The following is an 18,525-nucleotide window of genomic DNA, read 5'->3' as shown; positions in this document are numbered from 1 at the left end:
AAAAACGAGCGATTAGGGTTGCCGGAATATATCGGGGTCCGCGCCGCATGCAACAAGACCCGGCGGTATGTCGTCACCTGATTTACTCAGTCCGGCGCTAGCGGGCGGGTAGAACCTGCATCGGATCGACCGGGCTGACGCCCCGCCGGACTTCGAAATGAAGCGCTGTTCGGGTTTCAGAGCCTGACGCGCCTGCATCGGCAATGTGTTGGCCGGTCGTCACCCGGTCGCCGACATTCACCCGCAAGATCGAATTGAGGCCGTAGGCTGTCACCCAGTTATTGGCGTGCCGCACCAGAACCAGCTCGCCATAGCCCTGCAACTCATTGCCCGCATAGACGACTTCGCCATCTGCGGCGGCGCGTACCGGATCGCCCAGTCGCGCAGCGATGCGGATGCCGTCAATGCGGCTGCCTTCGGCGCCGCCATAGGGCGTGATGACTTGCCCCTGCAGCGGCCATTGGAAGCTGGGCGCATTCGCGGCAGACGCCTGGGGCGGCGGGCTGGCGCGGCGAGAGGGCGGATCGGATCGCGCGGTCGAACCGCCGCCGCTCGCGACCGGAGGCCGCGCTTGCGCCACCGACCGCGCCGGCCCGTTCACGGACAGATCCTGACCGGGATAAATGGTGTAAGGGCGGCGCAGACCATTCATTTGCGCCAGCTGATCCGTGCTCATCCCGTGGGCGAGCGCAATCCGATACAGATTATCGCCCCGCTGCACCGTGTAGACGGACGGCCCCGGCAAGCGCAGACTTTGTCCGGTGCGCAGGGTGTAGGGCTCGCGCAAGCTGTTTTCAGCCGCAAGATCCCTCAATGAGACGCCGCATCGCTGAGCAATCGCGAACAGCGTATCCCCCGGACGAACCGAAACGCTGCGCCCACAGCTGGCCGTCGAACGGGCCGCTGCGCTTGTTCCATGCTCGATGGGAGCAGGCGCACGCAAGGGCGCAGCGCAGGCGGATAAAACCGCCGCGACGCTCAGCCCCAGCAAACATGTGCGCATCATAGAGCGCATACACCCTGTCCTGCCTTGAACTCTGTCCCGGCAGAATGGCGGATGAGCGTTAACCGTGTGTTGACTTTAGCTGGCGTCTTCCGGCAGCGGGCTCAGTTTTTCAAACTCACCAATGCCGCAGCTGCCCACAACCGTGTTCGTGCCCTGATCCATTACGCGCACGATCTCGCCCTGGCAAAGTTGGGTGCCCGGAACGCTGTAACTGATATAGGTGAAAGCACGCGTTGCAGACCGGCAGCCCCGGCCAACGCGGGTGACATAGGCATCGCGGTTTCTCATCGTCACCAGCCAGGCGCTCTCATCAACCGTATCAATGCTGTCGATGCGCGTCAGAGACAGGCAGGAGCGGGTCTCGCCCGTCAGTTCATAGCCTTCGGGTACGAACGGCGCTTCATCCGTGTCCTCAGATTGCGACAGCGCGGCGCCCGTCATGACCAGCGAAGCGCTCAAGGCCGTCAATGCAGCGAAAAGATTCATGGGGAGCTCCTTGTGTGACCACGGGACCCATTCAGACGCGGTCCCTGCAAGGACAGCTTATCACGCCGGAAGATGAAATCGCAGCCGGTTCTCAAGAAAAGTCTAGAGCGCCCTGGCCTCACCCGGCACCAGCGGCACGAACCGCACGTCAAACAGCGCCGTTTCCGTTACCTCACCCGCTTCGGACTTGTCATAGCGCACCAATGTCTGCACAGGCCCGTTTTGCACCGGCGCAACGCAGATCCCGCCGGGCTTGAGCTGATCAAGCAGCGTATCGGGACGCGACGCCGCCGCGGCGGTGACGATGATGCGGTCAAACGGCGCCTGTTCAGGCCAGCCCAGAGAGCCATCCCCGATCCGCGTGACGATATTGGACAGACGCAACGCATTAAACCGCGCTTCGGCTTCCTTGGCCAAAGTGCGATAGCGTTCGACCGTGTAGACGCGGCGCGCCAGACGCGCCAGCACCGCCGCCTGATAACCGGACCCTGTGCCGATCTCGAGCACCTTGCAGCGGTCATCAAGCTTGAGCGCTTCGGTCATCGCCGCCACGACGAAAGGCTGGGAAATGGTCTGACCACAATCAATCGGCAACGGGCGGTTCTCGAACGCCTGATCCGCAAAGCCCTCTGGCACGAAGATTTCACGTGGCGTGCGCTCGATCGCCATCAGCACCTGCTTGTCGGAAACGCCCGCCCGTCGCAGCGCCATCACAAGCTGGATCATGCGGGTGTCGGGCGTGCCGGTCATGGGTTCAGCGTCTCTTTGAGCGCGGCTTTCAGGCGGGTGCGGGCGTCGTAATTGGTCAGGTCAAGATGCAGCGGCGTGATGGAGATCCGCCCCTCATAGACAGCGCGCAAATCCGTTCCGACAGCCGGGTCCGACAGCTTGCCGTTAAAGCCAAGCCAGTAATAGGCCCGCCCGCGCAAATCCGTCCGCTCATCAGCGCGCAGCACGACCTGGTCGCGCTTGCCCTGGACTGTGACTTCAGAGCCGGCCACCTGATCGGGCGCCCGGTCGGGGAAATTCACATTCAGCAGCGTGTTCTGGCTCCAGGGCGTATCCAGCAGGGCCTTGAGGATGCGCGGGCCATGCTCGCGCGCCGTCTCCCAGCGGATCTTGTCCCGCCCTTCAAAGCCATAGGCTTGCGACAGGGCGATGGAACGCACGCCCATCTGGACGCCATGCATCGCTGCCGCGACCGTCCCGGACATCGTCACATCATCCGCGATGTTCTGACCTGAATTGACGCCTGACAACAAAAGGTCCGGACGGGCGTCCGTCATCAGGATATCCATCGCCATATGTACGCAATCGGTCGGCGTGCCAGAGACGGAAAAGCGCTGTTCGTCAAATTGCTCGACCCGCAGCGGCGCGTTGAGCGTCAGAGCGCGGCCCATCCCCGATTGCTCATCCGCCGGCGCCACCACCCACACATCGTCAGAGACGGTGCGTGCGATCTGCTCCAGCACCTTCAGCCCCGGCGCGTGAATGCCATCATCATTGACGAGCAGGATGCGCGGTCCGCTCATGGCTCGATCACCTCAACGCCGCCCATATAGGGCCGTAGCGCTTCAGGTATGCGCACCGAGCCGTCGGCCTGCTGATGGTTTTCAAGGATGGCGACCAGCGCCCGGCCCACCGCCAGTCCCGAGCCATTGAGCGTGTGCAGGAAGTCAGGCTTTTTCTCGCCCTCCTTGCGGTAGCGCGCATTCATCCGGCGCGCCTGGAAATCGCCGCAGGTCGAGCACGAGCTGATCTCGCGATACGTGTCCTGGCTGGGCATCCAGACCTCAAGGTCGTAGGTGCGGCGCGCGGAAAAGCCCATATCACCGGTGCACAGCTTCATCACCCGGTAGGGCAGCTCCAGACGGCGCAGCACCATTTCGGCGCACTGGGTCATGCGCTCAAGCTCATCTTCAGACTGCTCAGGCGTGGTGATCGACACCAGCTCGACCTTCAGGAACTGGTGCATGCGGATCAGGCCGCGCGTGTCGCGCCCCGCCGAGCCTGCTTCAGACCGGAAGCATGGCGTCAGCGCCGTCATGCGGATCGGAAAGCTGTCTTCCGCATGGATGGAGTCGCGCACCAGATTGGTCAGCGGCACTTCAGCGGTCGGGATCAGCCAGCGATCATCTGTGGTGCGAAACAGGTCTTCCGCAAATTTTGGAAGCTGACCCGTGCCGAACAACGCGTCATCGCGCACCATGTAGGGCACGGAGGTTTCGCGATAGCCGTTCTCGGTCGTCTGAAGGTCGAGCATGAACTGACCCAGCGCCCGCTCCAGCCGCGCCAACGGGCCTTGCAGCACCGCAAAGCGCGCGCCGGACATGGCGGCGGCGCGCTCGAAATCGAGCCCCAGACGTTCGCCCACGGTCACATGATCGGCCACGTCAAAATCAAACGCGCGCGGTTCGCCCCAGCCGCGCACTTCCTCGTTCTCGCTTTCGTCTTTGCCCTCGGGCACATCATCGGCAGGACGATTCGGAAGCGCCGCCAGATGCTGGTTGAGCACTTCTTCAGCGGTGCGCGCCTCTTCGGTCAGGCGCTCCATTTCTGATTTGAGGCTCTCCACCTCAGAGCGCAGGGCGTTGAAGCGGTCTTCATCGCCCTGGGCTTTCGCCTTGCCGATCTCTTTGGACTTTGAGTTGCGCTCGGTCTCGATCTCCTGAAGGCGCGAGGTCGCTTCACGGCGGCGCGCGTCCAGATCAATCAGGCGCTGGGCTTGCGGCTCCACGCCGCGCAGGGCCATGGCGGCGTCGAAAGCCGCCGGCTCGTCGCGGATCAGACGGATGTCATGCATGATAAAACTCAAAGGTCGAACGGTGAAATGGAACCCGCGTGATACTCGCGCAGGCTTCCATCGTCCACAGTTCAAATGGATGTGCGTGCGCAGTTTACACTGCGATCCAGGCGCCGTCAGGCGTCGTCTTCGTCCGGTTTGCGCTCAACGAGCTTCACCGCCAGGATCGAAAGACCGTAGAGCCCGAACATGGCCGCTGCGAGGAAGAGCTGGCTGATCGGATCCGGCGGTGTCACGAAAGCTGCGAAGGCGGCGATGCCCACCAGGGCGAATTTCCAGAACCGGATCAGATCGCCCGAGGTGATGATCCCCGCCTTGCCGAGAAGCGAAAGCAAGACCGGCAACTGAAAACTGACGCCGAAGGCCAATGAGAGCGTGGTCACCAGGTTGAGATATTCCGAGACCCGCGTCAGCAGCTGGATATTGGCGCGTCCCTCTTGCCCGATCTGCTCCTGACCGAGCGCAAAGCTCATCACGAACGGCAAGATGACGTAATACACGAACGCCATGCCCGCGGCGAACAAGAGCGGGGACGCCAGAAGGAAGGGCGCAAACGCCAGACGTTCGTTCTTGTAAAGGCCCGGACGGACAAACGCCCAGACCTGATAGGCAAGCATCGGGAACGCCAGCACGATCGCGCCAAACAGGGCGAGCTTGAGTTTGACAAAGAAAAACTCAAGCGGCGCGGTGAAGATCAGCTGCAGGTCCAGCGCATCGCCGCGCACCTGACGCGCCGCATCCTCAAACGGCACCAGAAGCACATTGTAGATCCATTCCGCAAACACGAAGCAGATCACAAACCCCACGACAATCGCGGCCAGAGACCAGATCAGCCGATCGCGCAATTCTTCAAGATGCGCCATGAGCGGCGCGCGCGAGGATTCCACCTCGTCGTCATGCTCAAGCTGGGGGGACTCCATCACCCCTCTCCAGTCTTCGATGACGGTGCATCAGACGGTTCAGGACGATCAGAAGCGTCAGGCGCTTCAGGATCAGGGGTCAGCGCTTCGCCGGGCAAGGGCTTGGGGTCCGCCATGGGTCGGGCCGTCCGCGGATGGGGACGGTCCTCCATGTCGCGCATCATCTCCTGGTCGCTTTCCAGGAATTCGCGCTCGATATCCTTGATCGGATTATTGGATTTGAGCGAGCTGATTTCCTTTCGCAATTCAGCAAGTTCCGCCTCACGGCCCAGCTCGTCAAAACTGCGTTGGAACTCGCGTGCGGTCGCGCGGACCTGGCCGATCATTTTCCCGATCCGGCGCACCATCAGCGGCAGATCCTTCGGACCCACCACGACCAGCGCCAGAATGACAATGACGATCAGTTCTGGAAAACCAAAGGCCGGGTTCATGGCCTAGCCTCCGGTGCGCTCGTCCTCGCGGGTGGACTGGCTATCCTGCGCACCGCCCTCCTCAAGCGCGGCAGAGGCGGACGTGGACGAGGATTTCTCGTCAGACTTGTCGCCGTCATCGCGCAGGCCTTTGCGGAACTCAGTCACGCCCTTGGCCAGATCGCCCATCAAGCCTGAAATCTTGCCCCGGCCGCCAAACAGCAGCACCAGGAGCACGACAACGATCAGAATGCCCGTCCAATGCGCACCCATGAGACGCTCTCCTTGCAAACACTGTCCGATGCGCTGAACGCGGCAGGCCGCGTGGGGCGCTCAGTTCTCACTTCACTAGAGGATATAAGCGCCGGGGTCCAATAACCCCGTCAGCTCCCGCTCGACATTTCAGTGACACGAGCCTTTAGTCCTCAGGCTCGTCGCCTTCCAGGAAATCCATATGGAACTGGGCGGCTTCGTCCTCGCTGAACAGATCCTCGTCTGAATCCGGCAAGACATGCCCCGCCGACGGAATGGAGAAGTCCGGCGGCAGGCGGCTGGACAAAAGCCCCGCCGCTTTCAGATCCGAAACGCCAGGCAGGTCTGACAGGTTCGCCAGCCCGAAATAATCCATAAAGGCGTCCGTCACGCCATAGGTGACGGGGCGCCCCGGCGTCCGCCGACGGCCGCGCAGGCGAATCCACTTCATTTCCAGCAATTGGTCGAGCGTGCCTTTGGAGACTGCGACGCCGCGAATATCTTCGATCTCTGCGCGGGTGACCGGCTGGTGATAGGCGATGATGGCGAGGGTTTCGAGCGCAGCTTGAGACAGTTTGCGCGGCTCTTCACGCTCGGTGCGCAACAGCCATCCCAGGTCTTCGGCGGTCTGAAACCGCCAGCGCCCGCCCACCTCCACCAGGTTCACGCCCGCATCGGCGTATTTCACCTGCAGCGTATTGATCAGGCCGCGCACATCGGTGTCGTCCGGCAGGCGCGCGCGCAGGGTGTCGAGATCGAGCGGCTCTGACGCGGCGAACAGCAAGGCCTCAACGATGCGCAGCAATTCCGGTTCGTTATCGACCGCCAGCCGAACGCCGGGCGGTCCGGCGTCTCCGGCGGGCAGCGTTTGGGCCTGAGCGCGCAACGCCTGGATCGCTTCAGCGATCGGGTCCTTGTCCTCTTCAGCCATGCTCGGCGCCCTCCTCGCTCAAGGATAATCCGGCCGCTTCCGCCACGTGCCGCATCCAGATCGGGGCATAGGTCGCGTCTTGCCTCAGGCGCAGCTCGCCATGCTTGGTGATCTCAAGCGCCGCGAGCAGTGAGGACGCCAGCACAGAATCAGAGCTGGGCGCGTCATATCCAAGCTCGTCCTCATCGGGCAAAAGTTCATCAAGCCGTGTCCAGCCCGTCAGCCCCCGCGTCACTTGGCTGAGCCGTTTGCGCGCCTGCTCCAGCCCGTAAACATTGGGCGATTTAGGCTGATAGGTGGCGAAGGCTTCGCGCTCGCGCCGGGTGGCGTAGGCCTTCAGAAGATCATAGAGCTCGGCCTCGTAAAGCGGCGTCCGGATCGAGCGCACCCCTTCGGGCGCGCCGCGCGTAAAGACGTCGCGTCCCTTCAGCGGGCGCGCAAAAAGCGCATCACCCGCCGCGCGCATGGCTTCAAGCCGGCTGAGCCGAAAGGCCAGCGCCGCCGCCATCATTTCCGGCTCAGGCTCGTCATCAATCGGGCGTGGTTTGGGCAGAAGCAGGCGGGATTTGAGATAGGTCAACCAGGCCGCCATCACGAGATATTCCGCCGCGATGTCGAGCCTGTGCGCGCGCGCCTTGTTGATAAAGACCAGATACTGGTCGGCCAGTTCGACCATGGAGATGACCGCCAGATCGACCTTGTTCTTGCGCGCCAGCGCCAGCAGCAAATGAAGCGGGCCTTCCCAACCGCCGATATCGAGAATCAGCGCTTCGGTCGCGCCAGCCTCTTTGGCGGCGGAGAAGTCTTCATCCTCCTCGAAACCGTCAAACAGGTCGGTCATGGCGTCAGCGGCACGCCCCCTTGATCAAACAGGGATTTCAGGCGTTTCACGCCATCCTCGGCGTCAAACACATTCGGTTTGTGGCGCGCCTCAAGGGCTGTCGCTGCGCGTTCGGCGGCCTGACCGCCCAGCGTGGGGGCGGCATGCGCCACCTCAACCATCTCCGCCATCTTCCCATTGCAATGCATCAACAGCTCACAGCCGGCGGCGAGCGCCCGCTCGCCGCGTTGCTTGAGCGAGCCTTCGAGCGCTTGCATGGACAGGTCGTCCGTCATGAGCAAACCGTTAAACCCGATGGCGCCGCGAATGACGCCGTCCACCACATCGCGCGACTGGGTGGCGGTGTGCTCGCTGTCGATGGCGGCGTAGACCACATGGGCCGTCATCGCCATCAGTGCGCCTTCAATACCCTTGAAGGCCGCAAAATCACGCGTGGACAGGGTTTCAGCGTCAGTGGTCACGACGGGCAATTCAAGATGGCTGTCCGCTGCGGCCCGGCCATGGCCCGGCAAATGCTTGATCACGCCCAGAACGCCCTGATCGAGCAAGCCGTCCAGCGCCGCCGTGCTCATCTGCGCAATGGGTTCAGGGTCCGTATGAAAAGCGCGATCACCGATCACATCATGGGCGCCTGGCACCGACAAATCAGCGCAAGGCGCAAAGTCCACATCGATCCCCAGCGCGATCAGCTCGGCGCCCAAGAGCTGATGGTTCAGACGAACCGCTTCCAGCGCCAGCTCGGGCTCGCGGTCATAAAGTGCGCCGAAGATGCGTGCGGGCGGCGCAGCGCGCCAATGCGGCGGACGCAGGCGTTGCACCCGGCCGCCTTCCTGGTCGATGAAAACCGGCGCTTCACGGCCGACCGCCTCACGCAGGGCGCCGGTCAGCCGGCGCACCTGTTTGGGCGTGTCCACATTGCGCGCAAAGAGGATAAACCCCCAAGGATCGCTGTCGCGGAAAAAGGCTTTCTCGTCCGGCGTCAGGGTCTCCCCGTCCAGCCCGTACAGCGCGGCGCTCACGCTCATCGGCGCGCCACCAGGCAGGCCTGACCGCGCGCATCGAGCGAAGCGCAAAATTGCGCCGCGTCTTCACGGCTGGCGAAAGCGGCGACCCGCAGGCGATGGAAAACGCCGCGATCGCCCAGGTCCGCGCGCTGAATGTCAGGCGCGTACCCGATAGCGAGATCAGAGAACCGGCTGGTGAACGCCACCCAGCCCGCTTCCGCGTCTTCGCGGGAGCGGAACGCGCCGATCTGAGCCACATAAGCGCCGTCTGTCTGCATAACGGTCCGCGTCCGCGGCTCGGTTCGCGCCGGGGCGGGTTGAACCGGCGCCGGGTCAGGGCGCACAGGTTCGGCGCGGACAGGCTCAGGCTCCGGATCAGGCGCACGCTCGGCGGGTTCATCGAGCGCATCCGCACTGGCGGTCTCGACCTGGAGGGCGGGCATCTCGACCTCAGCCGCGGGCTGCTCGGTCACGGGCTCTTCAGAAACCGTACGGGCGGGCGGCGTTTCGGGCTCAGCCTGATCGCTTTCGCCTTCGCGAAGCTCATAGGCGGAAAGGTCCTGATCAGGCGCTTCATAGCCGCCAGGGTCTTCGGGCGCCACGCGATAGGGCTCGGCGTCGGCGGTGATCACGGGGTTTTCGCCGCGCTCGCGCACGCCCAGCTGGAAGGTGTTGTACACCACCGCCACAAACAGGATGAACACCACAGCCGAAGCGCCCAGGAACAACCAGCCGCGGCGGTCCTGCTCGTCTTCACGCGCATCGTAGGCGTCATAGTCATCAGGCGGCGGGGCGTAGGCCCCGTAACGGGTGTCGTCGTCGGTCATCTCACGTTCCACACCGGTCAGCGCCCCCGTGATTCGGCGGCGTACAGCAGCGCAAACCATAGCAACAGCTTTGACGCAGAGTCGCCCTGTCCGTCGTGATTTTCCACAGTCTGCCGGGTCCTAACCCCACCCCTCCACATGGAAGAGCTTGCGATGCTCCTCAATCGCATAGCGATCCGTCATGCCGGCGATGTAATCGCACACCGCGCGCGCTGTCGCTTCCGCGCCTGCGCCGCTGGCGTCGCGCTGCAGCTCGGTCGGCAACAACATGGGATCAGACAGAAAAGCGGAAAACAGATCGCGGACAACCATCTTCCCCTTTTCTTTCATGCGTTTGACCTTGTAGTGCAGATACATGTTCGCATACAAAAACCGCCGCACCGCCGCGAGGCTTTCCGTCATCCCGTCTGAAAACGCCACCACGGGCTGATCGAGTGCGCGCACCGCATCAGGGCTGTCTGCGCCGCTGTCTTCCAGGCGACGTCGACTCTCTTCCAGAACATCCGCCACCATCAACCCGATCAGCTCGCGCACGGCTTCATGGATCAGGATATTCTCTGAGATATCCGGATAGCGTTCACGGCACCGACGGAAGACCTGCCCGACCAGCGGAAGCTCCATCAGCTGTTCGATCTTCAGAATGCCGGAGCGCAGGCCGTCATCAATATCGTGATTATTGTAGGCGATATCATCGGACAGCGCCGCGATCTGGCCCTCCACCCCGGCATAGGTGTGAAGCTCCAGCGCTTGCCAGCCGGGATAGGCGCGGAAGCCCCAGGGCAGAACGTTCGGATCATCGCCTGCCCGCATCAGCGGGCCGTTGTGTTTCACGACGCCTTCCAGCGTCTCCCAGGCGAGGTTCAGGCCTTCAAACTCAGGGTATCGCGTTTCCAGCTTGGTCACCACGCGCAAAGTCTGGGCGTTGTGATCAAAGCCGCCGAACTCCGTCATGGCTTCAGACAATGCGTCTTCGCCCGAATGACCAAAGGGCGGGTGCCCCAAATCGTGGGCCAGGGCGCTGGCTTCCGCCAGATCCTCATCCACCTTCAACGCCCGCGCCAGGGTTCGGGCGATCTGGGCGACTTCCAGCGAATGGGTCAGGCGCGTGCGATAGGCGTCGCCTTCATGGGCGACAAAGACTTGCGTCTTTTCCTTGAGCCGGCGAAAGGCGCTGGAATGGATGATCCGGTCGCGGTCGCGCTGGAACGCTGTGCGCATGGCGCTTTCAGGCTGGGGATGATGGCGGCCGCGGCTATTCGCCGGATCGCAGGCATAAGAAGCGCGCATCTGGGCCATTTCCAGCTCCATTCTCGGTTGAGGTCTTTTTTCAAGCGTCAGGAACGTCCATATACTGATGCGAGACCTTAACGCCAGACGTTGAAAGTCAGACGCTCATGACCACAGCCGCAAACATCGCCGATATCTCACTGTCGGACTCCGCCGCCGCCCAGATCAACCAGATCCTCAAGGCGCAATCACAGGCCCGCTATCTGCGCCTGTCCGTGGAGGGCGGAGGCTGTTCGGGCTTTTCGTACAAATACGATTTGACCGACACCGCCAATGACGACGATCTGCGCATCGAACGCCATGGCGCCACGGTGCTGATCGATCCGATGAGTGTGGAGTTCCTGGACGGCTCGATCATTGATTATGTGGACGAGCTGATCGGCGCGAGCTTCCAGATCCGAAACCCCAACGCCACCGCCGCATGCGGCTGCGGCACGAGTTTCTCGATCTGATCGAGACGTTTAATCTGACTGGACAGGCCGACAGGTTTCGCGCTCCCTTGTGAAAAACACTATCAGGGGAGATTTCATGAGCCAGTCCGTTTCCGACGCCCTTAACACTCGCATTTCCACCCGCGCCTTTCTCGACACGCCCGTGTCAGAGGATGACTTGCGCGCCATTCTGGAGGTTGCGCGTCGGGCCGCGTCCGGCGGCAATCTGCAGCCCTGGAAAGTGGTGGTCGTGGCCGGCGAAGCGCGTCAGCGCGTCATCGACGCGGTGTCCAAGAAACTGGCCGAGAACCCGTTCGACGACGAAGCCGCCTTCCCCGTCTATCCCGAAAAGCTATGGGAGCCTTATCGTAGTCGCCGCTATGAGTTGGGCGAGGATATGTACGCGCTGATGGGCGTGCCGCGCGAAGACAAGGCGGCGCGGCTGAACTGGCTGATGCAGAATTACCAATTCTTCGGCGCGCCGGTGGGTTTGTTCTTTGTCATCGACGAGCGGATGAACCCCAATCAATGGGCGCATCTGGGCATGTTCATGATGAGCCTCGCCCTCGCCGCCCAGGAACGCGGCCTCGCCACCTGTTTTCAGGAAGCCTGGACGCCCCATTGCAAAACCGTCGGCCAGGCGCTGGGCGTAGAAAGTCCAGACCAGGTCTATTGCGGCATGGCGCTGGGCCACGCCGACCCCGACGCGCCTGTGAACAAACTGCGCGCCAAACGCGCCTCTGTGGACGAAATCGCCCGGTTTGAGGGGTTTTGATCCCAAGCAAAGGCCAGTAGAGGCGTCCGTTTCCTGTCAGATGACACGAAACAGGCGCTCTTCACCTGCTCATGCTGCGAATCCGCGTCAGACTGCACGCTGGAAGACCACAAAGCGCCCGAACACTGCTAGAAACAGATCTCACTGACAGCGCTATGGCTTTGAAGCCGTCGATTGTGCCGTCAGCCAGTCTGTTCGCCCACAACCCGGATCCGCCTCATGCCCCTGTCCGTCGCTACCTGGAACGTCAACTCGATCAAGGCGCGCCTGCCCAATGTGCTCGACTGGCTCAAAGAGGCGCAGCCTGACGTGGCGTGCCTTCAGGAGATCAAGACGGTGGACGAGGGCTTCCCCCGGCTCGAAATCGAGGATCTGGGCTATAATGTCGAGACCGTGGGCCAGAAGACCTATAATGGCGTCGCCTTGCTCTCAAAGCGCCCCATTGAAGAGGTCAGCCAACGCGCCCTGCCCGGCGATGAGGACGACGAGCAGGCGCGCTATATCGAGGCCGTGATCAGCGCCGATACCGGACCTGTGCGCGTCGCCTCGATCTATCTGCCGAACGGCAATCCCGCGCCCGGCCCCAAATACGACTATAAGCTCAATTGGATGAAGCGCCTGAAAGCGCACGCCAAATCGCTGCTGGCTTTGGAAGAGCCGGTGATTCTGGCGGGCGATTACAATCTCATTCCGCGCGACAGTGATGTGCATGACACCGCCGCCTGGGAGGGGGATGCGCTGATCCGGCCCGAAAGCCGGGACGCCTTCGCCGAGATTCTTTGGCTTGGCTATTCAGAGGCGTTTCTGCAGGCCGATGGCCGAGCGCATCACTATACGTTCTGGGATTACCAGGCGGGCGCCTGGCAGCGCAATAACGGCATCCGCATCGACCATCTCTTGCTCAGCCCCCAGGCGGCCGACAGGCTCAAATCCGTCGAGATCGCCAAGGCTGTACGCGGCAAGGAAAAAGCCTCTGACCATGTGCCCTTCATCGGCGTGTTCGAGCTGTGAGCGGGCCGTCTCAAACCCTCGCCGCGGTTACATATCTCGTCGCCGATTATGACGAGGCGATCGCCTGGTTCACAACCGCGCTCGGCTTTGACGTGCTGACCGATAACGACCTTGGGGACGGCAAGCGCTGGGTCGAAATCGGCGCGGGTGATGGCGGGGTGAAGCTGTTGCTCGCCAAGGCCAAAGGCGTGGAGCAAGTCGCCGCTATCGGCGCGTTTGCGGGCGACCGGGTCGGCTTTTTCCTTCATACGGATGACTTTGACGCCAAGCGCCGGGCCATGGAGATCAATGGCGTGCCGTTTGAAGAAGACACGCGAGACGAGCCCTATGGCAAGGTGGCGGTGTTTCGCGATCTTTACGGCAATCGCTGGGATCTGCTGGAGCCGCAGGCCTAGAACATTTCCGGTCACCTTTTCGAACTACGAAACAGGTTCCCACTTTCGCTGAAAAGGCTCTAGCTGACCCCGCCGCCCTCTCGCGCAGGCTCCAGCACGGTGTTGATGATGTCGTCGATCATCGAGAACTCGCCGTGCAGGCTCTCCAGACGCTTGTGGTCTGTTAGCGGCTTGAACATGGAACCCGCTTCGAACTTGTTGCCGGTCTCCGCAGCGATCAGCAATTCGCCGCGCCCATCGCCCTCGCCCAGCGCATCGTCAAAGACGCAGCGCACATTCTTGCCCTTGAGCTCGCCTTCAAGCTTTAGCAAGCGCTCCATGAAGGAGGGCGTCAACAGATAGCGCGCCATCACCTGGTCAGTGCCATATACCTCAAACGCTTTCTCGAATGTGGGGTCCACCAAGCCGATCCGCTCCAGCTTGCGCCCGCTGAAGAGCTTCTTCCCCCAGCCCTCAAGACCGTTGAAAACGCCCTTGTCGCGGGTCACCAGCGTGACGCCCTCGACCGTGCGCGGGAAATTGATCCGGATCAGCACGCCGCGAAAAACCGTCACGTAATAGGTGCGGTTCTTGGTGCGGCGGCGTTCTTCCAGATGCGCCTCGTAAATATCGAAATCCGCGCCATAGGATTCGCCTGAGAACATGTCCTCAAAGCTCTTGCGGTCCGAGCCTGGCAACAGACCATGCTCACGAAAGGCGTCAAAGCGCACCGGGTTATGAACTTCCGCGCTGTAACGCATGCCAAACGCGGCGGCGAAGCGGTCATTGAGGCCGGATTTGACGACCTTGCGCAGCGCATTGAGGGCGCTATAGCCCCAGGCAAGGGCTCCGATGGCAATCACGCCCGAACCGATGAGCATCACCGGCGCCGGGAAACCTGCGAGACCCGCGATGATCAAGAACACCGCCACACCGCCAAAGGCGATTCCAACCCCTTTATAGCACTGGGAGACCGCGGCTTTGCGCTGCGCCTCGAGGCTCTCCAGCCAGGGTGTCAGCTCTTCAATCGCTTGGGTGAGGTCACGCATGGTCGGTCTCGGGGAGGGTTATGAAAACAGAGGGCTAAAACAAAACGGGCGCCGTCCAGCGGCGCCCGTTTGATCGTGTTTGGCTTGGGCCAGACTAGCGGCCGCGGCGCGCAATGCGCTCGATTTCCGCCTGCACTTTTTCCTCAACGATGGAGGGCAGGTTTTCGTCCAGCCATTGCTTGAGCATCGGACGCATCATTTCACGCACGATGGATTCAAGCGTCTGCCCCTGCTGGGAGGAGACCCGCAGGTTCTCAGACAGAGCGGCGAACATGCCCGCAGCCGCAGAGGCCGGCGCAGCGTCGATGAGAGAGTCCTCTTCGACGGGCTCAGGCTCGGGTTCAGCCTCGAACTCAGGCTCAGGTTCCGGTTCAGGCTCGCGATCCATGATCATGATATCATCGCCGAGATCGACGGGCTCGTCTTCTTCGACACGCTCGGTCAGCTCAAGCGCATCGTCCATGTCCGGCTCAGGTTCCGGTTCCGGTTCAGCCTCGAACTCAGGCTCAGGCTCAGGTTCGGGCTCAGGTTCCGGCTCAGGCTCCGCCTCAAGCTCGGGCTCCGGTTCAGGGGCGGGCTCGGCTTCGGCCTCGGCCTCCGCTTCTTCAGCCTTGGGCTCTTCTTCGTCTTCGTTAATGATACGGCGAATGGAGGCGAGAATTTCCTCCATCGTCGGTTCTTGTTCAGCACTATCCTGAGCCATAGAGACGTCCTTCGTCCGTCGAGGGGTAAACGGCGGCGCACAGGTTAGGCGCGGCAAGCCTCAGCTGTCCAGCGCCCTTCCTTGATTTCCTAGGTCTAATTCCAGGGCGTTAAGTCGAAGTTAGCCCGCCGCGACTCTTCAAATCGCGTCTCCAGGTCCAGTGCGTCGACCGGCAGAGCCAGGCTGGCGGCGTCCAACTGCCCCATGGCCTGCAAGAGCGCATAGCTGGCCACGGTCAGATCACGTTCCGCGCGCACCAGCTCGAGCCTGGAGTTCAGCAATTCTTGCTCGGCGTTAAGCACGTCAAGCGTGGTGCGAAGCCCCACAAGAGCCTCCTGCTCAACCCCTTCAAAGGCGATTTCGTTCGCCCGGACCGCCTGACGGCTGGATTCGATCACGGCGAGCGCTGCGAGGTAATTGTTCCATGCATTCGTTGCGCCTTCGATCACCTGACGGCGCACCGTCAGCCCCGAAAGGCGCGCCTGATCGGCGGATGCGCGCGCCTGGCGTACATTGGAGCGGTTCAGGCCGCCGGTGAAAATCGGCATCGACACCGAAGCCGTCACCGAGGCGGACCCGCGGCCCTGGCCGGAGAAATCGCTTTCACGGCCTTCAGAGATGCTCGCCCGCAGGCCCACTTCCGGCAATTGGGCGCCGCGCGCCACGCGCACAGCGTGCTCAGCCGCCAGTTCTGAAAACTGGGCGGCCAGAAGGTCGGGATTGCGGTTGATGGCGGCTTCCGCCGCATCGGCGAATTCATCGGGCGCCTGTTCGGCGGGGCCGGCGCTGACAGGCTGGATCGGATCGACGCCCGCCACACGCGCGTAACCGGCGCGCGAGGCGGCCAGCGCGGCTTGCGCGGCAGACAGCTGGGCCCGGGCGCCTGACAGGCGCGCTTCAGCCTGGGCGACGTCGGTGCGGGTGATTTCACCCACTTCAAACCGGTCGCGCGCTGCGCGCAGCTGTTCGGCAAGCACTTCGACGTTATTGCTGCGGATGGCGATGATTTGCTGGTCGCGCACAACATTCATGTGCGCGCTGACGGCGTCCAGCAGAACAGATTGCTCGGTTGAGCGCAGCTGCTGGCGCGCCGCTTCGATTCGCGCCAGGGCGGCGTCGATGGACCCCCGTGTGCGCCCGCCGCGATAAATGGACTGGTTCAGCGTCAGGCCATAGCTGGAGGAGTCGCTCTCTTGCGCTCCGCCCCAGGTGTCCAGCGTCTCTCCCACCGATCCGTTGGCGGACAGGCTGGGCAGGACACTGGCGCGGGCCTGGAAATAGCCTTCTTCAGACTGCCGCAAGCTGGCGCGTTGAGCGCCGAGCGTGGGGTTGGACTCATAGGCCGCGACCAGAGTCTCTTGCAGAGACTGCGCCTGCGCAATCCCCATGGGCGCAAGACTAAACGAGAAAACCGACAATGCGGCGGCGCACAGAAAACGTTTCATGGGGCGTCCCTCTTGACCATCCCTTGCGCAAGTCGCGCAAAATCTATCCGCCTTTGTATAGGACGGGTAAGACACGGTGTACGGTGCAAAATGTCACCCTTGGCGGACAATCCTGTGACAGTCCGCCTAGAAAGCGAATTTCGCCTCCGGTTCAAAGCCCGGCAGATAGGGCGCGGTCGTGTCAAAAACATCGCGATCGCCCACCGTATTCTGCGCTTTTGTATAAATACGCGCGCGGCCCACAGTTCCGTCGCGCACAATGACAGCCAGTCGGCCGCCGACGCTGAGCTGGTCCAGCCAGGCCTGGGCCGGCTCGGCCACGGCGCCGTTGACGATGATCACATTGAACGGACCTTGCCCTGGAACGCCTTTAGACAGCTCGCCTTCCACCACAGCGGCGTTATCGGTCTCGATGGCGTTGAGCGCATCTGTCGCTTTTTCGGCGAGGCCGAGATCTTTTTGCTCCAGTCCGACCACCGTCTCAGCGAGGCGCGCCAGTACGGCGGTGGAGTAGCCTCGGCCGCACGCCACATCCAACACCACGTCGGTGGGCAGGATGTCAGCGGCCTGGATAAGCTTGGCCAGATCGCGCGGCGTCAGCATGTAGCGGCCCTCGGCCACACGCGCTTCGGTATCGGCATAAGCCTTCGCAGCCTGCGATTTGGGCAAGAAGCGCTCACGCGGAATGTCAGCCATCGCATCCTGGATACGATGATCCGTCACGTCGTTCGGACGGATCTGGCTATTGACCATGGCGAGGCGGGCGGTCTCGAATTCGGACATGGCGAGGCGGCGTCCCTTTAATAAGTGTTCGCGGCGCTTATATCGCGCTCGCTTTCTGACCCGCAAGGCCAAGGCGCGTCCCTGCGACCCCAAGACACTGCATATTTTCACATATAGAGCTGTTAAAGCCCGCTCAAAGCGCGTTGCGGGCGGCGTCTGCCTTTTGTATAGAAGGCGACCCACCACAGGACGGCGCTATGGCGGAGTGGTGACGCAGCGGATTGCAAATCCGTGTACCCCGGTTCGATTCCGGGTGGCGCCTCCACCCTTCTCTTTCCGACATCCGAATTCGGACGGTCCTTGCAGACCGTCCGATCGACAACTCTTATTCCGCCGCGTGCGCGTGGGGATGGTTGAGAACGCCCGCCTTGACCAGCTCGGGCTTGAGCCGACCTGTGAAGGCCAACGCCGTCATCCGGTAATCGCTGATGAAAGACCAGAACGGATGAATAAAGGTCGCCGGCTTGTTGCGCTCGATGAAGGCGTGACTGACCCAGGCAAAGCCATACCCGGTCAACGGCCACAACAGCACCGCCCACCAGGTTTGCGTGAGTAGCGCCGCCAGCAGAATCGTGGTGCCGATAAGCGTGCCCGCATAATGCATGTATCGCGTTCCCGCTTCGGCGTGTTCACGAAGGTAAAAGGGCCAGAACTGTTGATAAGTGGCGCTGCGTTCAGCCATGCATGCCTCCCTGTTTATGTTGTTTAACAGGCAAAGTATCACAGTCCGGACCGATCGGCGACCATCGGTGAAGCCCCCGCAGACTGTGGAGAATTTTCATTAACGTTAGGCGCTTGTTAACTCCCGACTCAGTATTTGTTTACTCGTCTTCCTTCGAAGACACCCCACCATCCACCCAATGCCTTTTCGGGAGCTCTCGGGCTCCCGATTTTTTTATGTCTGGATGCCGGACTGAGACGAAACTGCATCGGGCTGCACACAGCCGCTTGATCGCGTCCAACGCTCTGGATATACACACCCCCTCATCGCTGATGAGTGTTCCTCGGTAGCTCAGTTGGTAGAGCAAGCGACTGTTAATCGCTGGGTCGGCGGTTCGAGCCCGTCCCGAGGAGCCATCAGCGGCGATGACGCACAAACGACTGTGAGCCCCAGCCCCGCCTTGTCCTGCAAGGCGGGGCTGCTCGCATTTGGGCCTGTCAAAAGCGGATGCATCGCCGCCCCTTCG

22 protein-coding genes and 2 tRNA genes are annotated in these 18,525 nt (G+C 62.1%); 6 read left to right on the top strand and 18 right to left on the bottom strand.

Features of this window, described 5'->3' with window-relative positions:
* Positions 1 to 97: 97 nt before the first annotated feature.
* The 13 genes from ACP154_RS10325 to ACP154_RS10265 all read right to left on the bottom strand — a co-directional run bounded on the left by ACP154_RS10325 (position 98) and on the right by ACP154_RS10265 (position 10,776).
* Entirely contained in the window at positions 98 to 1,015 is a 918-nt protein-coding gene (locus ACP154_RS10325) for a LysM peptidoglycan-binding domain-containing protein (RefSeq protein WP_421859463.1), read from the bottom strand.
* 66 nt (positions 1,016 to 1,081) lie between these two features.
* On the bottom strand, positions 1,082 to 1,492 hold the full coding sequence (locus ACP154_RS10320) for a hypothetical protein (protein WP_421859465.1): 411 nt from the start codon (positions 1,490 to 1,492) through the stop codon (positions 1,082 to 1,084).
* Between the two features lie 102 nt (positions 1,493 to 1,594).
* The gene (locus tag ACP154_RS10315; protein WP_107712899.1) at positions 1,595 to 2,242 is read right to left on the bottom strand and encodes a protein-L-isoaspartate(D-aspartate) O-methyltransferase; all 648 of its coding nucleotides are present in this window, start codon (positions 2,240 to 2,242) and stop codon (positions 1,595 to 1,597) included.
* Positions 2,239 to 3,024: a 5'/3'-nucleotidase SurE gene (gene surE / locus ACP154_RS10310; RefSeq protein WP_421859467.1), complete on the bottom strand. Its 786-nt coding sequence runs from the start codon at positions 3,022 to 3,024 to the stop codon at positions 2,239 to 2,241. The genes ACP154_RS10315 and surE overlap by 4 nt, the downstream gene beginning before the upstream one ends.
* Positions 3,021 to 4,295 (bottom strand): serine--tRNA ligase, encoded by a 1,275-nt coding sequence (gene serS, locus ACP154_RS10305; protein ID WP_421859470.1) that lies wholly within the window; start codon positions 4,293 to 4,295, stop codon positions 3,021 to 3,023. The genes surE and serS overlap by 4 nt, the downstream gene beginning before the upstream one ends.
* A 116-nt stretch (positions 4,296 to 4,411) precedes the next feature.
* A complete protein-coding gene (tatC, locus tag ACP154_RS10300; protein WP_107712896.1) occupies positions 4,412 to 5,215 on the bottom strand; it encodes a twin-arginine translocase subunit TatC in 804 nt (267 codons plus the stop codon).
* Positions 5,215 to 5,646, bottom strand: a complete 432-nt coding sequence (tatB, locus tag ACP154_RS10295; RefSeq protein ID WP_421859474.1) for a Sec-independent protein translocase protein TatB — start codon at positions 5,644 to 5,646, stop codon at positions 5,215 to 5,217. Before tatB ends, tatC begins: the two co-directional genes overlap by 1 nt.
* Before the next feature lie 3 nt (positions 5,647 to 5,649).
* Entirely contained in the window at positions 5,650 to 5,898 is a 249-nt protein-coding gene (locus tag ACP154_RS10290; RefSeq protein ID WP_421859476.1) for a Sec-independent protein translocase TatA, read from the bottom strand.
* Positions 5,899 to 6,043: 145 nt separating this feature from the next.
* Entirely contained in the window at positions 6,044 to 6,808 is a 765-nt protein-coding gene (gene scpB / locus ACP154_RS10285; RefSeq protein WP_421859478.1) for an SMC-Scp complex subunit ScpB, read from the bottom strand.
* Complete coding sequence (locus ACP154_RS10280; protein WP_421859481.1) at positions 6,801 to 7,649, bottom strand: segregation and condensation protein A; 849 nt, start codon at positions 7,647 to 7,649, stop codon at positions 6,801 to 6,803. The genes scpB and ACP154_RS10280 overlap by 8 nt, the downstream gene beginning before the upstream one ends.
* Positions 7,646 to 8,674 (bottom strand): beta-N-acetylhexosaminidase, encoded by a 1,029-nt coding sequence (nagZ, locus tag ACP154_RS10275; protein ID WP_421859485.1) that lies wholly within the window; start codon positions 8,672 to 8,674, stop codon positions 7,646 to 7,648. Before nagZ ends, ACP154_RS10280 begins: the two co-directional genes overlap by 4 nt.
* Positions 8,671 to 9,480, bottom strand: coding sequence for an SPOR domain-containing protein (locus ACP154_RS10270; RefSeq protein ID WP_421859488.1), 810 nt, complete (start codon positions 9,478 to 9,480; stop codon positions 8,671 to 8,673). The genes nagZ and ACP154_RS10270 overlap by 4 nt, the downstream gene beginning before the upstream one ends.
* Positions 9,481 to 9,600: 120 nt before the next feature.
* Positions 9,601 to 10,776, bottom strand: coding sequence for a deoxyguanosinetriphosphate triphosphohydrolase (locus tag ACP154_RS10265; protein ID WP_421859491.1), 1,176 nt, complete (start codon positions 10,774 to 10,776; stop codon positions 9,601 to 9,603).
* Between the two features lie 98 nt (positions 10,777 to 10,874).
* On the opposite strand from ACP154_RS10265, the gene erpA reads away from it, so the two are divergent.
* From erpA to ACP154_RS10245, 4 genes are all read left to right on the top strand, one after another.
* Complete coding sequence (gene erpA, locus ACP154_RS10260) at positions 10,875 to 11,219, top strand: iron-sulfur cluster insertion protein ErpA (RefSeq protein WP_107712889.1); 345 nt, start codon at positions 10,875 to 10,877, stop codon at positions 11,217 to 11,219.
* 76 nt (positions 11,220 to 11,295) lie between these two features.
* Positions 11,296 to 11,973 carry a nitroreductase gene (locus tag ACP154_RS10255; protein ID WP_133722954.1) on the top strand — a complete coding sequence of 226 codons (678 nt, stop codon included), beginning with the start codon at positions 11,296 to 11,298 and terminating at the stop codon, positions 11,971 to 11,973.
* A gap of 219 nt (positions 11,974 to 12,192) precedes the next feature.
* Positions 12,193 to 12,984, top strand: a complete 792-nt coding sequence (xth, locus tag ACP154_RS10250; RefSeq protein ID WP_421859494.1) for an exodeoxyribonuclease III — start codon at positions 12,193 to 12,195, stop codon at positions 12,982 to 12,984.
* Positions 12,981 to 13,379, top strand: coding sequence for a VOC family protein (locus ACP154_RS10245; protein WP_421859496.1), 399 nt, complete (start codon positions 12,981 to 12,983; stop codon positions 13,377 to 13,379). The genes xth and ACP154_RS10245 overlap by 4 nt, the downstream gene beginning before the upstream one ends.
* Positions 13,380 to 13,438: 59 nt before the next feature.
* On the opposite strand, the gene ACP154_RS10240 is transcribed toward ACP154_RS10245, so the two are convergent.
* From ACP154_RS10240 to ACP154_RS10225, 4 genes are all read right to left on the bottom strand, one after another.
* Positions 13,439 to 14,407 (bottom strand): DUF3137 domain-containing protein, encoded by a 969-nt coding sequence (locus tag ACP154_RS10240; RefSeq protein WP_421859499.1) that lies wholly within the window; start codon positions 14,405 to 14,407, stop codon positions 13,439 to 13,441.
* Positions 14,408 to 14,501: 94 nt separating this feature from the next.
* Positions 14,502 to 15,110, bottom strand: coding sequence for a DUF2497 domain-containing protein (locus tag ACP154_RS10235; RefSeq protein ID WP_421859503.1), 609 nt, complete (start codon positions 15,108 to 15,110; stop codon positions 14,502 to 14,504).
* A gap of 95 nt (positions 15,111 to 15,205) precedes the next feature.
* Complete coding sequence (locus tag ACP154_RS10230; RefSeq protein WP_107712883.1) at positions 15,206 to 16,555, bottom strand: TolC family outer membrane protein; 1,350 nt, start codon at positions 16,553 to 16,555, stop codon at positions 15,206 to 15,208.
* 126 nt (positions 16,556 to 16,681) lie between these two features.
* Positions 16,682 to 17,338, bottom strand: a complete 657-nt coding sequence (locus tag ACP154_RS10225) for a protein-L-isoaspartate O-methyltransferase family protein (protein WP_107712882.1) — start codon at positions 17,336 to 17,338, stop codon at positions 16,682 to 16,684.
* Positions 17,339 to 17,529: 191 nt separating this feature from the next.
* Here ACP154_RS10225 and ACP154_RS10220 point away from each other — a divergent pair.
* Positions 17,530 to 17,603: transfer RNA gene (locus tag ACP154_RS10220), tRNA-Cys, on the top strand.
* Positions 17,604 to 17,663: 60 nt separating this feature from the next.
* Here the strand turns inward: ACP154_RS10220 and ACP154_RS10215 are convergent.
* Positions 17,664 to 18,020, bottom strand: a complete 357-nt coding sequence (locus ACP154_RS10215; protein WP_107712880.1) for a DUF962 domain-containing protein — start codon at positions 18,018 to 18,020, stop codon at positions 17,664 to 17,666.
* A 319-nt stretch (positions 18,021 to 18,339) separates the two neighbouring features.
* Between ACP154_RS10215 and ACP154_RS10210 the strand changes: the two genes are divergently transcribed.
* Positions 18,340 to 18,415, top strand: a tRNA-Asn gene (locus ACP154_RS10210).
* Positions 18,416 to 18,525 lie beyond the last annotated feature (110 nt).

It is taken from the genome of Oceanicaulis sp. (genome assembly GCF_965249665.1).
Lineage (GTDB): Bacteria > Pseudomonadota > Alphaproteobacteria > Caulobacterales > Maricaulaceae > Oceanicaulis.
The sequence above is the reverse complement of the archived record's forward strand: the minus strand, read 5'-3'. Positions and strand labels throughout refer to the sequence as shown.